We start from the raw sequence: 14,207 nt of genomic DNA, 5'->3' as shown, positions 1-14,207 counted from the left end.
TGGGGAGGGGAACACCACACATGCGGAAGCATCTCGTGCGGGGCCTGGCGACGCTCGCCGGTCTCACGCTCACGTGTACGGGTCTGAACGCGGCGAGCGCGGAGTCGGCCGCTGCCAAGGACGTGAACGGCTGCACGGTGGGCTACTGGTGCGGATGGTCGCGCGCGGACGGCACCGGGACGCGGTACATGACGAAGAAGAACGTCGCGGACCTGGGCAGCTGGGACAACAAGATCCGGTCGCACGTCAACCGCACGAACCTCATCGCCTGCACCTATGAGAACAAGAACTACGCTGCGGCTGAAGGCTACTTCGCCGAGGTTCCCGCCGGTACCGGCCTGGCGTACAGCACCGACACCCCTCCGACGACCAGCTCGATCAAGTTCGTCCGTACGGAGCGTGAGTGCGGACGGACCGCCTCTCCCTACTGGTACTCCGAGACGTCTCCCAAGGCCCTGGGCTTCGGTGACATGAACGGCGACCGCAGGGCCGACGTGCTGGCCCGCGACAAGGTGGGACGGCTCTGGTTCGCCTCGGGCAACGGGACCGGCCGCCTCGTCGGCGCGGGCGGCTGGAACGCCATGAACGCCCTCACCCGGCACGGGGACTTCAGCCGCGACGGCCGCGAGGACCTCATCGCCCGCGAGGCGTCCACCGGCAAGCTCTGGCTCTACCCGGGCACCGGCACCGGTTCCCTCGGCGCACGCAAGCTGATCGGTGCGGGTGGCTGGAACGGCATGAGCAACATCACCGCCTTCGGTGACCTGACGGGCGACGGCCGCTCCGACCTGATCGCGCGCGAGGTGTCCACGGGCAGGCTCTACGTGTACCCGGGCACGTCGACCGGCAAGCTCGGAGGGCGCAAGGTCATCGGCACCGGCGGCTGGAAGGCCATGAGCGCGCTCGTCGGCGCCGGCGACGTGAACGGCGACGGCCGCCCCGACCTCTACGCCCGCGAGGCATCCACCGGCAAGCTCTGGCTCTACCCCGCCACGTCCACCGGCAAGCTCGGAGGGCGCAAGCTCATCGGCGCCGGGGGCTGGAACGCCATGGCGAACTTCATCGCCGTCGGCGACTTCACCGGCGACGGCCGTCCCGACCTCGCCACCGTGACCAACACCACGTACGCCATCGACGGCTACCGGGGCAACCCGGGCTGGCTCCTCACCTACCGAGGCCTGAGCAACGGCTCCCTGGCGCGTGGCGAGCAGACCAACGGCGACTGGTGGGGCCTGAACGGCTTCAGCTAGCAGGGCGTTGTCACGTCTCTGGGCAGAGGCCCTGAGCCGGCGCGTGCACCGGGAGTCCGAAGTCGGTGGCGGCTTCGGCCAGTTCGCTGTCGTACGTGACGAAGGCGGTGAGCCCCACCCGGAACGGATCGGCGGTCGCCAGGTGGAGGGAGTCGAGAGGGCCGAGTCTGCGGGTCTCATAGGCGGTCGCGCGCGCCAGCACGGTGCTGGTGAGGTCGACCAGGTAAACGCCTCGTACGGCCTGCGTCACGAAGTACGCGATGCGCTGGGGGTCGATGCCGGCCCGGACATTTCCTCAGTGGGCGGCGTCCCCCGCCACGATCTCGCGGGCCAGTGCGGCCAGGTCGGCGAGGGCCGGGTGGCCGGGTGCGTCGCGGCGGGCGAGCAGTACCGGGAGGGGCGGGGCGTCCACGAGCGGGCGGTAAGCGACCCCGGCGTGCGGGTGCATGCCGGCCGTCGACGCGGCCGAGACCCCGGTGCCGCGGCCTGCCGCGATGGCGGCCAGCCAGTCGTCCGTGTTCGCCACGGTCAGGGTGGCGGCGGGGCGGGCGGACGGCGGCCACAGGTCGGGGGTCGTGGTGCCCGAGACGGTGTTCAGGACGACGGTGCCGGTCGCGAGATCGGCCAGCCGGAGCGTGGCGCGGGAGGCGAGGGGGCCGTCCGCCGCCACGGCGGCCACCCGCTCCTCCTCGTACAGCACCTCCGTGACGAGCCCCGGCGCGTCGACGGGCCCGCGCAGCAGTGCGGCATCGACCTCGCCGCGGGTCAGTCCGGCGGTGCGGTCGTCGATGCGGCGGAGTTCCAGCGGGGTCTGCGGATAGCGCTCCTGCCAGCCGCGGAGCAGCGGGGTGGTGTACCGGCCGAACGCGGACCAGGCGTGCCCCAGCCGCAGCGGCCATCTGCGCAGCCCCTCGGTGTCCGTCGCCGCGTCGAAGGCGGCGACGGCGACGGCCGCCCGGTCGCGGAAGGCGATGCCCTCGGGGGTGAGGTCGAGGTGGTGGGTGGAGCGGTCGACGAGCCGGATGCCGAGGTGGCGCTCCAGGGCGGCCAGGGTGCGGGAGACGGCGGGCTGGGTGAGCCGGAGCCGGGCGGCGGCCCGGGTGATGCTGGACTCGTCCGCGACGGCGAGGAAGGCGCGTAGGTGGCGGATCTCGATGGCGCGGCCGGTGTTTCCGGCGTTCTCGCCCCTGTTCTCTCCCATGCTCATGCGTGTGGAGCATAACGGGAGCCCAATCGGCATTTCACGCGCCGCGCGCAGGTCCCTACGGTAAAGGGATGGGCCGCATGAGGTGAGTGCAGTATCTTCAATCGCGCAGTGCATTGTGTTGCACTTTCCGCTCCGCTCCGTGAAGGCAGCTCCGTGAAGGCAGCTCCGTGAACGCAGAAAGTCAGGCCACAGGTGAACGACCAGGGCACCGCCGCAGAACCGGCCGCCGCAGTCGCCGTCCCCGAGGCGGCCGCCGCCCTCGGGGAGCCGGGTGGCCCCGCCCGCGCCGGAGGGCGCAGGGCGGCGCTCGCCCCGATCGCGCTGGTGGTCGCGGGCGGGCTCTCCGTCCAGTTCGGATCGGCGGTCGCGGTGCTGCTGATGCCGAAGGCCGGCGCGCTCGGTGTCGTTACGCTGCGGCTCGCCGCCGCGGCCCTGGTCCTGCTCGTCGTCTGCCGCCCGAAACTGCGCGGCCACTCGCGCGCGGACTGGGGCACCGTGGTGGCCTTCGGCGTTGCCATGGGCGGCATGAACACGCTCTTCTACCAGGCCGCCGACCGCATCCCGCTCGGCGCCGCCGTGACCCTGGAGGTGCTCGGCCCGCTCGCCCTCTCGGTGTTCGCCTCGCGCCGCGTCGTCAACGTGGTCTGGGCCGGCCTCGCGCTGGGCGGTGTGCTGCTGCTGAGCGGCGGGGGCTTCGACCGGCTCGATCCGGTGGGCGCCGCGTACGCACTCGCCGCCGGTGCCATGTGGGCGGCGTACATCGTCTTCAGCGCCCGCACCGGCCGCCGCTTCCCGCAGGCCGACGGGCTGGCCCTGGCGATGGTGGTGGCGGCCGTCCTCTCACTGCCGCTCGGCATCATGGAGTCCGGCACGAAGCTCCTCGTCCCCTCCACGATCGGCCTCGGCGCCGCTGTCGCGCTGCTGAGCTCGGTCCTCCCGTACACCCTCGAACTCATGGCGCTGCGCCGGCTGCCCGCGCCCACCTTCGCGATCCTGATGAGCCTGGAACCCGCGATCGCGGCCACGGCCGGATTCCTCATCCTCGACCAGGCCCTCTCCACGACGGACGCCCTGGCCATCGCGCTGGTCATCGGCGCGAGCATGGGGGCGGTGCGCAGCCAGATCGGTCCTCGCCGGAACCGGAAGGCCCGGAAGGCCCGGAAGGCTACTGGGTGACCTGCGCGGTGACGCGCTGGACGGCCTTGACGGCGAGGTCGGCCCGGTCCACGTAGATGTGGTGCGCGCTTCCGGCGGCGGTGCTGAGCTTGCTGTTGCTGGAGATCCCGGCCCACTTGCGCTGCCCCTCGGCCCACACCTTCTCCAGGCCGCTCCCGTACGCGGGGAACGCGCCGAGGTACTTGGTGCCGTGCTGGATGACCTCCACCGGGATGTCCCCCGCCGGGCGCACCTCGGCGTCGGGGAAGGCGAGCTTCTCCGAGTTCTGGCCCTTGGCGACCTGGGCGGTCTGCGCACGCAGATCGCCGCTCTGGCCGGTGGCCGACGCGGGGATCACCTTCTCGATGTCACCGCTCGTCGTCGGCGAGGTGGCGTCCAGCAGAACCAGGCCCTTGACCCTGTCCTGGTGGTCGGGGGCGTACCGGGCGGCAACGAGCCCGCCCAGCGAGTGACCGGCCAGGACGACCGGGGTGTCACCGGCGACCTGGTCCAGCACGCCGGTGAGGATCTTCCCGCCGGCGGCGAGTGACTGGACGCCGGCCGGCTTGTCGCTCTTGCCCTGGCCGAGCCGGTCGAAGGAGCAGACCCGGTGCTGCGCGCTGAGGGTCTTGCGGAAGGCTGCCGTCGTGGTCAGGTCGTCGTCCAGCCCGGCGAGCACGACGACGACCGGCTTGCCGTCCGTCCGGCTGCCGGAGCAGGCGACGTTCACTGAACTGCCCTGGATGCTGATCTTCTTCGTTCCGGAGAGCCCGTCCAGGGCGGGCTTCGACACCGAAGGGTTGTCGTCCAGCCCGTCCAGGAAGCCCTCGTCGTCGTCCTCGCACGCCACGAGTCCCGCGCCGACCGCGGTGATGCACAGTGCGGCCAGGGCAGTCTTCCTGATGATGCGCGCCATTTCGTCCTCCGAACAGGGAAGGGAGTGGGGGGAGTTGTCCGTCTTTGCGGCTGTGTTCCTCCGCTGGCCCGAACGTTACGGAGACGGCGGCATCGAATCGTCACCTCACGGAGCTCACCTGCGGGTAGCTCGCACGGGGGACAGGGCGGCGGGCGGGGTGCCGGGGCGAGCATGGCTGGATAGTGCCCAACGCGTCGATACCGGTCGGTAGTTGAATCTGGAAATCCTGGCGCCCGAAAGTTTTGCGATGTCATGCGCGGTACATCATTTCGTACGGGTCTACTCGCATAGATAGATCCGCTGCCCCTGAAGTGCACGACTCACTCAGCAGGAGACCGCCTTGACCGCATCAACGCCGCTGCGCACCACCCTGATCGGGGTCGCGCTGGCCGCAACCGCTCTGATACCCCTCCAGGGCACCGCGTTCGCAGGGCAGAACGACCGGGCCGATTCCGCCACCGCACCGGTGTCTTCGGTCGCCGGCATCGAGGACGCCACCGCGCGCTCGCTCGCCCGGTCCCTGGCCGATCCGGCCTGGGAGAGACAGGTCCGGGAGGCGGCGCTGGCCGCCGATTCGGTGGATCTGCGGGCGCTGACCAGCGGCTCCACCACCTCGGCCGGCAAGCGCATCGCGCCGCAGGTCGCGGCGGCCGACCGGGGCGTCGGCGCCGCGAAGGGGCTGGGCGGACGGGTCGGTTCGCTGCTTCGGGTCGGCCTGGCGGACGCGTCGATGAAGGCGTCGCTCGCCGGAGGTGCGGCCCCGTTGGTGGCTGCCGCCCCGTCCGACGACGACGCGTCGGCCCTCACCGCGTACGACAGCGAGGGCGTCGCCCATGAGCTGTCCCTCGACTCCGTCCCCGACCGGCCCGTATACGTCGTCGACGTCGACGGCGCCAAGGCCGTCACCGAGGGCCTGAAGGTCGTCAACGAGACGCTGGAGGCGAAGGGGCTCGACGTGCCGGCCCCGGCCGCCCGGTTGAACGCCGCCGCTCCGACGGCCACCGCGGGGATCAACACCACCCTGATCAACTCGGTGCGGATCTCCGACGTCAAGGAGCCGTGGATCAAGGGTGACGCCGAGATCTTCACCCTGGTGACCGGCTTCGGCAAGGACGGCAAGCCGCGCGTCGACACCGTCGAGATGCCGTACCTGAACAAGGCCGCCACCACGTACTACCCGAACCAGGTCCTCGTGAACTGGTCGAACTACAAGTACGACATGGCCGACGCGGTCATGATGGAGGACGACGGCGACACCAACTACCAGGCGCTCGCCAAGGCCATCGTCACCGTCCTGCTGACGATCACCGACCAGGGTGTGTACATCCCCCTGGCCGATGCGCTCCTGGACGCCATCCCCGCGTCCTGGTGGACCGACGACCCCGACTACGTCGACTCCTGGTACACCCTGGCCAAGGCCACCAAGGGCACGCGCAACGGGGCGGCGGCCAATGGATGGATCAACGTGTCGCCGTACCACGTGCCGGCTCTCTGACCGGAATCCGCTGAATCGACTCCCGTCGTGCCCGGGGCCGGTGCTCCTTCTGGAGCGGCCGTCTCCGGGCGTGGCCGTGCTCCGCCCTCTCAACTTCCGGTCGGTCTAAGGTGATCGCGATATCCGACCTGGAGGAAACATGCCGGAACGCGACGATCTGCTCGCGCTTGTCACCGATCAGCGCACCAACTTTCTCTTCACCGTCGATCAGCTCGACGACACCCGGGCGCGCACCCGCACGACCGTCAGCGAGCTGACGCTCGGCGGACTGCTGAAGCACCTCGGGCTCGTGCAGCGCAGCTGGCTGGACGTGGTCGAGGGCACCGCCCCGGCCAAGATCGACTGGGCGGACCTCGACCCCGATGGCAACCGGATGACCGACGCCGAGACGCTGCCCGAGCTGCTGGAGGCCTTCCACGCCGCGGCGGCCGCGTTCGACCGCACGGTGCGCGAGGAGGCCGACCTCGATCGCGAGGTCACGCTGCCGGTGTACCCGTGGTCACCCCCGGAGCCCGTCCGCTGGACGGTCCGCCGCATCCTGTGGCACATCTTCCGCGAGATCGCCCACCACAGCGGCCACGCCGACATCATCCGGGAGGCGCTGGACGGCTCCAGCACGACGATCAGGATGAAGGAGGCGGCCGAGCAGGCCCACGGCGGCTGACCCTCCGGGCCCTGGCGGTGCCGTCGCGCGGTTCCGTCCCGGGTGTCCCGGGCCCGGGTGGCCCGTCGACCGTCCCGCCCGGGCGTTCCGGGTCCGTTTCGCCCGGGACGGAACCGCGCCCCTCGGCTGCCTCGCCCTCGGCCGGTCCGTTCGTTCGAGAAAACAATGCAAGCACGCTTGATTGTTTTCCGATCCGCTGGCAGGCTCCGGGTCACACCGCCACGCCCCGAGGGGAGCGCACCGTGTCCGATGCCGCAGCCGTGCTCGACGATCTTGGCGGCGAGAGTGACGAACTCGACCTGCTCGTCGCCGGGTTGACCACCTCGCAATGGGCGGGAGCGACACCCGCCGAGGGGTGGACCATCGCCCACCAGGTCGCCCACCTCAGCTGGACCGACGAGGTCGCGCTGATCGCCGTCACGGAGCCGGAGCGGTTCGGCGACGAGGTGGCCAGGGCGATGAAGGACCCCGAGGGCTTCGTCGACCGGGCCGCCGAGGAGGTCGTCGCCGCGTACGCCCCGGACGCCCTGCTCGTCCGGTGGCGCACCGGCCGGCAGCGCCTCCAGGAGGCCCTGCGCGCCGCGCCCGCCCGGACCCGGTTCCCCTGGTACGGGCCGCCGATGAGCGTGGCCTCCATGGCGACCGGGCGGCTCATGGAGACCTGGGCGCACGGCCAGGACATCGCCGACGCCCTCGGGGTCACCCGCGCCCCCACCGCCCGGCTGCGGCACGTCGCGCGGATCGGGGTGCGCGCCCGCGACTACGCCTTCCTCGTGCGGGGGATCCAGGCGCCCGGGGAGGAGTTCCGGGTCGAACTGGAGGCGCCGGGCGGTGAGTTGATCGCCTACGGCCCCGAGGGCGCCGCCCAGCGCGTCACCGGACCGCTGCACGACTTCTGTCTGCTCGTCACCCAGCGCGCCCACCGCGACGACCTCGCCGTGCGGGCCGAGGGGGTCGACGCCGACACCTGGCTGGACATCGCGCAGGCCTTCGCCGGGCCCGCCGGGGCCGGGCGCGCCCCGCAGGCGGACCGATGACCGAGCCGCTGCGGATCGGCAACGCCTCCGGGTTCTACGGCGACCGCTTCGACGCCGTGCGCGAGATGCTCACCGACGGCCCCCTCGACGTCCTCACCGGCGACTACCTAGCCGAGCTGACCATGCTCATCCTCGGCCGCAGCCGGCTCAAGGACCCGGGGCGCGGCTACGCCACCACCTTCCTGCGCCAGCTGGAGGAAGGGCTCGGGCTCGCCCATCAGCACGGGGTGAAGATCGTCACCAACGCGGGCGGCCTCAACCCGGCCGGACTGGCGGACGCGGTACGGGAGTTGGCCGCGAAGGTGGGTGTGCCGGTGAGCGTCGCGCATGTCGAGGGCGACAGCCTCCCCGTGCCCGACGGCTTCCTCACCGCCAACGCCTACCTCGGCGGGGCGGGGATCGCCGCCTGCCTGCGGTCCGGGGCGGACATCGTCGTCACCGGCCGGGTCACCGACGCCGCCCTCGTCACGGGGCCCGCCGCCGCACACTTCGGCTGGGGACCCGAGGACCACGACGTGCTCGCCGGAGCCGTCGTCGCCGGACACGTGCTGGAGTGCGGCACCCAGGCCACCGGCGGCAACTACTCCTTCTTCCGCGGCCACGACATCCGCCGGCCCGGCTTCCCCCTCGCCGAGATCCACGCCGACGGAAGCTCCGTCATCACGAAGCACGACGGCACCGGCGGCGTCGTCGACCTCGGCACGGTCACCGCCCAGCTGCTGTACGAGACCGGCGGTGCCCGGTACGCGGGCCCCGACGTCACCGCCCGGCTCGACACCGTACGACTGTCCCCCGACGGTCCCGACCGGGTCCGGATCTCCGGGGTGCGCGGCGAGGCCCCGCCGCCCACGCTCAAAGCCGGACTCACCCGGCTCGGCGGCTGGCGGAGCGAGGTCGTCTTCGTACTCACCGGACTCGACATCGAGGCCAAGGCGCAGCTCGTGCGCGATCAGATCGCCGACGCCTTCGCGCGCGCCGGGCGCCGGCCCGAGGAGGTGCGGTGGGAGCTTGTCCGTACCGACCGGGCCGATGCCGCGACCGAGGAGACCGCGAGCGCGCTGCTGCGGCTCGTCGTCCGTGACCAGGACCCGGAGGCCGTGGGGCGCGCCCTGTCCGGCGCCGCGATCGAGCTGGCGCTCGGCAGCTACCCGGGCTTCCATGTCACCGCCCCGCCCGGAAAGGGCGCGCCCTACGGGGTGTTCGAGGCGCGGTACGTACCGGCTGAGGACGTCACCCACCTTGCCGTGCTCCCCGACGGGCGGCGCGAGGTGCAGGAGCCGCCCGCCCGGACGCAGGTGCTGAGCGACGCCGAACAGCCCATGCTCCCCGAGCCGTTGCCCGCAGGCCCGACCCGCAGCGCCGCGCTCGGGCTCGTCGCGGGTGCCCGCAGCGGCGACAAGGGCGGCGACGCGAACGTCGGGGTGTGGGTCCGCAGCGAGGCGGCGTGGCGGTGGCTGGCCCACGAGCTGACCGTCGAGCGGCTGCGGGAACTCCTCCCGGAGACCGCCGGCCTCACCGTCGTACGCCATGTCCTGCCGAACCTGCGCGCCCTGAACTTCACCGTCCACGGACTCCTCGGCGAAGGCGTCGCCGCCCAGCACCGCTTCGACCCGCAGGCCAAGGCCGTGGGGGAGTGGCTGCGCTCGCGCCGGCTGGAGATACCCGTGGCCCTGCTGTCCCCGCAGGACAGTGCCGACGCACCGGAGGTGCACGCATGACCGTCCTGCCCACCGGGCTCGACACCGCGAGCCCCGAATACGCCGCGAACCGTTCCGCCATGCTCGACAAGCTCACCGAACTGGACGCCGCGCACACCGGGGCGCTGGGTGGCGGCGGCGAGAAGTACGTCGAGCGGCACCGCTCGCGCGGCAAGCTCCTGGCCCGCGAGCGGATCGAGCTGCTGGTCGACGAGGACACCCCGTTCCTGGAGCTGTCGCCGCTCGCCGCCTGGGGCAGCGATTTCGCGGTCGGCGCCTCGCTCGTCACCGGGATCGGGGTGGTGGAGGGCGTCGAGTGCCTGATCACCGCCAACGATCCGACCGTACGCGGCGGCGCCTCCAACCCCTGGACGCTGAAGAAGGCCCTGCGGGCCAACGAGATCGCCTTCGCCAACCGGCTCCCGGCCATCAGCCTGGTCGAGTCGGGGGGCGCGGACCTCCCCTCACAGAAGGAGATCTTCATCCCGGGCGGGGCGCTCTTCCGCGACATCACCCGGCTCTCCGCCGCCGGAATCCCGACCGTGGCCGTCGTCTTCGGCAACTCCACCGCCGGCGGGGCGTACGTCCCCGGCATGTCCGACCACACCGTCATGATCAAGGAGCAGTCAAAGGTCTTCCTCGGCGGCCCGCCCCTGGTGAAGATGGCCACCGGCGAGGAGAGCGACGACGAATCGCTCGGCGGCGCCGAGATGCACGCCCGCACCTCCGGCCTCGCCGACCACTTCGCCGTCGACGAGCACGACGCCCTGCGCCAGGCCCGCCGCATCGTCGCCCGCCTCAACTGGCGCAAGGCGCACCCCGATCCGGGCCTTGCCGAGCCGCCCAAGTACGACGAGGACGAGCTGATCGGCATCGTGCCCGGCGACCTGAAGGTGCCCTTCGACCCGCGCGAGGTCATCGCCCGGCTGGTCGACGGCTCGGACTTCGACGCGTTCAAACCGCTCTACGGGACCAGCCTGGTCACCGGATGGGCCCGGCTGCACGGCTACCCCGTCGGCATCCTCGCCAACGCGCAGGGCGTGCTGTTCAGCGAGGAGTCGCAGAAGGCCGCCCAGTTCATCCAGCTCGCCAACCAGCGCGACATCCCACTGCTGTTCCTGCACAACACCACCGGCTACATGGTCGGCAAGGAGTACGAGCAGGGCGGCATCATCAAGCACGGCGCGATGATGATCAACGCGGTGTCGAACTCCAAGGTCCCGCACCTGTCGGTCCTGATGGGCGCCTCCTACGGCGCCGGGCACTACGGCATGTGCGGCAGGGCCTACGAGCCGCGCTTCCTGTTCGCCTGGCCCGGCAGCAAGTCCGCCGTCATGGGCCCGCAGCAGCTCGCCGGGGTCCTGTCCATCGTCGCCCGCGCGTCCGCCGCCGCGAAGGGGCGGCCGTACGACGACGAGTCGGACGCCGCGCTGCGCGCCATGGTGGAGCAGCAGATCGAGGCCGAGTCCCTGCCGATGTTCCTGTCCGGGCGGCTGTACGACGACGGGGTCATCGACCCGCGCGACACCAGGACCGTCCTCGGGATGTGCCTGTCCGCCATCCACACCGCACCGGTCGAGGGCGCCCGCGGCGGCTTCGGCATCTTCCGGATGTGAGCTGACATGATCACCACTTTGCTTGTTGCCAACCGGGGCGAGATCGCCTGCCGCATCTTCCGCACCTGCCGCGCGCTCGGCATCGCCACCGTCGCCGTGTACTCCGACGCGGACGCCGGCGCCCTGCACGTACGGGAGGCCGACACCGCCGTACGGCTGCCGGGGGCCGCGCCCTCCGACACGTATCTGCGCGGCGACCTCGTCGTCGCCGCGGCCCTCGCGGCGGGCGCCGACGCTGTCCACCCCGGGTACGGCTTCCTCTCCGAGAACGCCGGGTTCGCCGCCACCGTGCAGGACGCGGGGCTGGTCTGGGTCGGTCCGCCGGTCAAGGCCATCGAGCTGATGGCGTCCAAGACCCGCGCCAAGGAGCTGATGGCCGCCGCCGGGGTACCGCTCCTCGCCCCCGTCGACCCGTCCGCGGCCCGCGCCGAGGACCTGCCGCTGCTGCTCAAGGCCGCGTCGGGCGGCGGCGGGCGAGGCATGCGGATCGTACGGGAACTGGGCGACCTGCCCGGTGAGTTGACGGCGGCGGCGGCCGAGGCGCTGTCCGCGTTCGGGGACGGCGAGGTCTTTGCCGAGCCGTACGTGGAGCGCGGCCGGCACGTCGAGGTACAGATCATGGCCGACGAGCACGACGGCGTCTGGGCGCTCGGCACCCGCGACTGCTCGCTCCAGCGCCGCCACCAGAAGGTCATCGAGGAGGCCCCCGCACCCGGCCTCGACGACGAGCTCCGCGACCGGCTGCGCGACGCCGCCACGGCCGCCGCACGGGCCGTCGGCTACCGGGGTGCCGGCACCGTCGAGTTCCTGGTCGCCGCCGACGGGCGTCCGTACTTCCTGGAGATGAACACCCGCCTCCAGGTCGAACACCCGGTCACCGAGGCCGTGTTCGGCCTCGACCTCGTCGCCCTTCAGCTACGGGTCGCGGAGGGGGAGCCCCTGCCCTCCGCCGTACCGCCGCAGCCCACCGGGCACGCCGTCGAGGCCCGGCTCTACGCCGAGGACCCGGCCCGTGACTGGCAGCCGCAGACCGGAGCACTGCTCTCGCTGGATGTACCGGACGAGCCCGGCGTGCGCCTGGACACCGGATACGCCGGCGGCGACACCATCGGCGTGCACTACGACCCGATGCTCGCCAAGGTCATCGCCCACGCCCCCACCCGCACCGCAGCCGTACGCCTCCTGGCCCGCGCCCTGGAACGCGCCCGCATCCACGGCCCCGTCACCAACCGCGAGCTGCTCGTACGCTCCCTGCGCCACCCGGACTTCGTCGCCGCCCGCCTCGACACCGGCTTCTACGACCGGCACCTGACAGCCCTGACCGGCGGCGCCGACGAGGCGGACCAGCGGATCGCCGCCACCGCCGCAGCCCTCGCCGAGGCGGCTCGTCACGCCACCGATACCACCGCAGGCGGGTTCGTCCGCTTCGGCGCCTGGCGCAACCTCCCCTCGCAGCCCCAGTTCAGGCGCTACCGGAGCGAACCGGACGGCCGCGAGTTCGAGATCGCCTACCGCCGCACCCGCGACGGTGTGACCGTCGACGCGGAAGGCGTCCACGTGGTCTCCGCCGGCCGCGCCCGCGTCACCCTCGAAAGCGCGGGTGTCACACGGCACTTCGACATCCTCCGCCGCGACGACCGGGTGTACGTGGACACCGCCACCGGCTCGTACGCCTTCACCGCCCTGCCCCGCTTCACCGACCCCACCGAACGCACCGAACCCGGCTCCCTGCTCGCCCCGATGCCCGGCACCGTGGTCCGCCTCGCCGACGGACTCACGGCCGGGGCCGCCGTCGAGGCCGGGCAGCCGCTGATCTGGCTGGAGGCGATGAAGATGGAGCACCGCATCCTCGCCCCCGCCTCCGGCATCCTCACCGCCCTGCACGCCGCGCCCGGCCTCCAGGTGGAGGTCGGGGCCCTGCTCGCCGTCGTCACTGACGCACAGGAGGAACCGAACGCATGAGCACCGTCCTCGAAACCGAAGAGCACCAGGCGCTGCGCGCCGCCGTCGCCGCCCTCGGGAAGCGGTACGGCAGGGAGTACTCCACCACCCTCGCCCGCAAGGGTGAACACCCGAGGGAGCTGTGGTCCGAGGCGGGCAAGCTCGGCTACCTCGGCGTGAACCTTCCCGAGGAGTACGGCGGCGGTGGCTGCGGTATGGCGGAACTGGCCATCGTGCTGGAGGAGTTGGGCGCGGCGGGCTCCCCGCTGCTCATGATGGTCGTCTCGCCGGCCATCTGCGGCACCGTGATAGCCCGCTTCGGGACCGACGACCAGAAGCGGCAGTGGCTCCCGGGCCTCGCCGACGGCAGCCTCACCATGGCCTTCGGGATCACCGAACCCGACGCCGGTTCCAACTCCCACCGGATCACCACGACCGCCCGCCGCGACGGCGAGGAGTGGGTGCTCACCGGGCGCAAGGTCTTCGTCTCCGGCGTCGACATCGCCGACGCCACGCTCATCGTCGGCCGCACCGAGGACGCCAGGACCGGCAAGCTGAAGCCCTGCCTGTTCATCGTCCCGCGCGAGACACCCGGCTTCCAGCGCTCGCACATCGAGATGGAACTCCAGGCGCCGGAGAAGCAGTTCGAGCTCGTCCTCGACGACGTACGCCTGCCCGCCGACGCGCTCGTGGGCGAGGAGGACGCCGGACTCCTCCAGCTCTTCGCCGGCCTCAACCCCGAACGCATCATGACCGCCGCGTTCGGCATCGGCATGGGCCGGTACGCGCTCGGCCGCGCCGTCGAGTACGCGAAGACCCGCCAGGTGTGGAAGGAGCCCATCGGCGCCCACCAGGCCATCGCGCACCCCCTCGCCCAGGCCCACATCGAACTCGAACTGGCCCGCCTGATGATGCAGAAGGCCGCCCGCCTCTACGACGACGGCGACGACATCGGCGCGGGCGAGGCCGCCAACATGGCGAAGTACGCCGCCGGGGAGGCATGCGTCAAGGCGGTCGACCAGGCCGTCCACACCCTCGGCGGCAACGGCCTCACCCGCGAGTACGGCCTCGGGTCGCTGATCACCGCGTCCCGGGTGGCGCGGATCGCGCCGGTCAGCCGGGAGATGATCCTGAACTACGTCTCCCACCAGTCGCTCGGGCTCCCCAAGTCGTACTGACCGGGCTGGGCCGGCCCGACTCGCCTGACCGGTCCGACGAGTCCGACCAGT

The 14,207-nt window shown here is 72.0% G+C and carries 12 protein-coding genes; 9 read left to right on the top strand and 3 right to left on the bottom strand.

What is annotated here, in order from left to right:
- The first annotated feature begins 20 nt into the window (after positions 1–20).
- Positions 21–1,250, top strand: a complete 1,230-nt coding sequence (locus tag ACIBJG_RS33205) for an FG-GAP-like repeat-containing protein (protein ID WP_399313265.1) — start codon at positions 21–23, stop codon at positions 1,248–1,250.
- Between the two features lie 10 nt (positions 1,251–1,260).
- Here ACIBJG_RS33205 and ACIBJG_RS33200 read toward each other — a convergent pair whose 3' ends face one another.
- Together ACIBJG_RS33200 and ACIBJG_RS33195 are read right to left on the bottom strand one after the other, a co-directional pair.
- Positions 1,261–1,512, bottom strand: a complete 252-nt coding sequence (locus tag ACIBJG_RS33200) for a PIN domain-containing protein (RefSeq protein ID WP_399313361.1) — start codon at positions 1,510–1,512, stop codon at positions 1,261–1,263.
- A 33-nt stretch (positions 1,513–1,545) separates the two neighbouring features.
- Entirely contained in the window at positions 1,546–2,457 is a 912-nt protein-coding gene (locus tag ACIBJG_RS33195; RefSeq protein WP_399313262.1) for a LysR substrate-binding domain-containing protein, read from the bottom strand.
- Positions 2,458–2,649: 192 nt separating this feature from the next.
- Here ACIBJG_RS33195 and ACIBJG_RS33190 point away from each other — a divergent pair, with 192 nt between their 5' ends.
- Positions 2,650–3,633, top strand: coding sequence for an EamA family transporter (locus ACIBJG_RS33190; protein ID WP_399313260.1), 984 nt, complete (start codon positions 2,650–2,652; stop codon positions 3,631–3,633).
- Here the strand turns inward: ACIBJG_RS33190 and ACIBJG_RS33185 are convergent.
- Positions 3,623–4,528 carry an alpha/beta fold hydrolase gene (locus ACIBJG_RS33185; RefSeq protein WP_399313258.1) on the bottom strand — a complete coding sequence of 302 codons (906 nt, stop codon included), beginning with the start codon at positions 4,526–4,528 and terminating at the stop codon, positions 3,623–3,625. The genes ACIBJG_RS33190 and ACIBJG_RS33185 overlap by 11 nt on opposite strands.
- Before the next feature lie 340 nt (positions 4,529–4,868).
- On the opposite strand from ACIBJG_RS33185, the gene ACIBJG_RS33180 reads away from it, so the two are divergent.
- The 7 genes from ACIBJG_RS33180 to ACIBJG_RS33150 all read left to right on the top strand — a co-directional run bounded on the left by ACIBJG_RS33180 (position 4,869) and on the right by ACIBJG_RS33150 (position 14,156).
- Positions 4,869–6,023 carry a DUF3103 family protein gene (locus tag ACIBJG_RS33180; protein WP_399313256.1) on the top strand — a complete coding sequence of 385 codons (1,155 nt, stop codon included), beginning with the start codon at positions 4,869–4,871 and terminating at the stop codon, positions 6,021–6,023.
- A 139-nt stretch (positions 6,024–6,162) separates the two neighbouring features.
- A complete protein-coding gene (locus tag ACIBJG_RS33175; RefSeq protein ID WP_399313254.1) occupies positions 6,163–6,687 on the top strand; it encodes a DinB family protein in 525 nt (174 codons plus the stop codon).
- A gap of 242 nt (positions 6,688–6,929) precedes the next feature.
- Complete coding sequence (locus ACIBJG_RS33170) at positions 6,930–7,724, top strand: TIGR03084 family metal-binding protein (RefSeq protein ID WP_399313252.1); 795 nt, start codon at positions 6,930–6,932, stop codon at positions 7,722–7,724.
- A complete protein-coding gene (locus tag ACIBJG_RS33165) occupies positions 7,721–9,442 on the top strand; it encodes an acyclic terpene utilization AtuA family protein (RefSeq protein WP_399313250.1) in 1,722 nt (573 codons plus the stop codon). The genes ACIBJG_RS33170 and ACIBJG_RS33165 overlap by 4 nt, the downstream gene beginning before the upstream one ends.
- Positions 9,439–11,037, top strand: coding sequence for an acyl-CoA carboxylase subunit beta (locus tag ACIBJG_RS33160; RefSeq protein WP_399313248.1), 1,599 nt, complete (start codon positions 9,439–9,441; stop codon positions 11,035–11,037). Before ACIBJG_RS33165 ends, ACIBJG_RS33160 begins: the two co-directional genes overlap by 4 nt.
- Before the next feature lie 6 nt (positions 11,038–11,043).
- The gene (locus ACIBJG_RS33155; RefSeq protein ID WP_399313246.1) at positions 11,044–12,999 is read left to right on the top strand and encodes an acetyl/propionyl/methylcrotonyl-CoA carboxylase subunit alpha; all 1,956 of its coding nucleotides are present in this window, start codon (positions 11,044–11,046) and stop codon (positions 12,997–12,999) included.
- Positions 12,996–14,156, top strand: coding sequence for an acyl-CoA dehydrogenase family protein (locus tag ACIBJG_RS33150; RefSeq protein ID WP_399313244.1), 1,161 nt, complete (start codon positions 12,996–12,998; stop codon positions 14,154–14,156). The genes ACIBJG_RS33155 and ACIBJG_RS33150 overlap by 4 nt, the downstream gene beginning before the upstream one ends.
- The last annotated feature ends 51 nt before the right edge of the window (positions 14,157–14,207 follow it).

The organism is Streptomyces sp. NPDC050422, from assembly GCF_044458665.1.
GTDB lineage: Bacteria > Actinomycetota > Actinomycetes > Streptomycetales > Streptomycetaceae > Streptomyces.
The sequence above is the reverse complement of the archived record's forward strand: the minus strand, read 5'-3'. Positions and strand labels throughout refer to the sequence as shown.

Bases quoted from the DNA above. Each gene is read 5' to 3' on its own strand.
- ACIBJG_RS33205 (WP_399313265.1), top strand. From the start codon at position 21: ATGCGGAAGCATCTCGTGCGGGGCCTGGCGACGCTCGCCGGTCTCACG.
- ACIBJG_RS33195 (WP_399313262.1), bottom strand. From the start codon at position 2,457: ATGAGCATGGGAGAGAACAGGGGCGAGAACGCCGGAAACACCGGCCGC.
- ACIBJG_RS33185 (WP_399313258.1), bottom strand. From the start codon at position 4,528: ATGGCGCGCATCATCAGGAAGACTGCCCTGGCCGCACTGTGCATCACC.
- ACIBJG_RS33175 (WP_399313254.1), top strand. From the start codon at position 6,163: ATGCCGGAACGCGACGATCTGCTCGCGCTTGTCACCGATCAGCGCACC.
- ACIBJG_RS33165 (WP_399313250.1), top strand. From the start codon at position 7,721: ATGACCGAGCCGCTGCGGATCGGCAACGCCTCCGGGTTCTACGGCGAC.
- ACIBJG_RS33160 (WP_399313248.1), top strand. From the start codon at position 9,439: ATGACCGTCCTGCCCACCGGGCTCGACACCGCGAGCCCCGAATACGCC.
- ACIBJG_RS33155 (WP_399313246.1), top strand. From the start codon at position 11,044: ATGATCACCACTTTGCTTGTTGCCAACCGGGGCGAGATCGCCTGCCGC.
- ACIBJG_RS33150 (WP_399313244.1), top strand. From the start codon at position 12,996: ATGAGCACCGTCCTCGAAACCGAAGAGCACCAGGCGCTGCGCGCCGCC.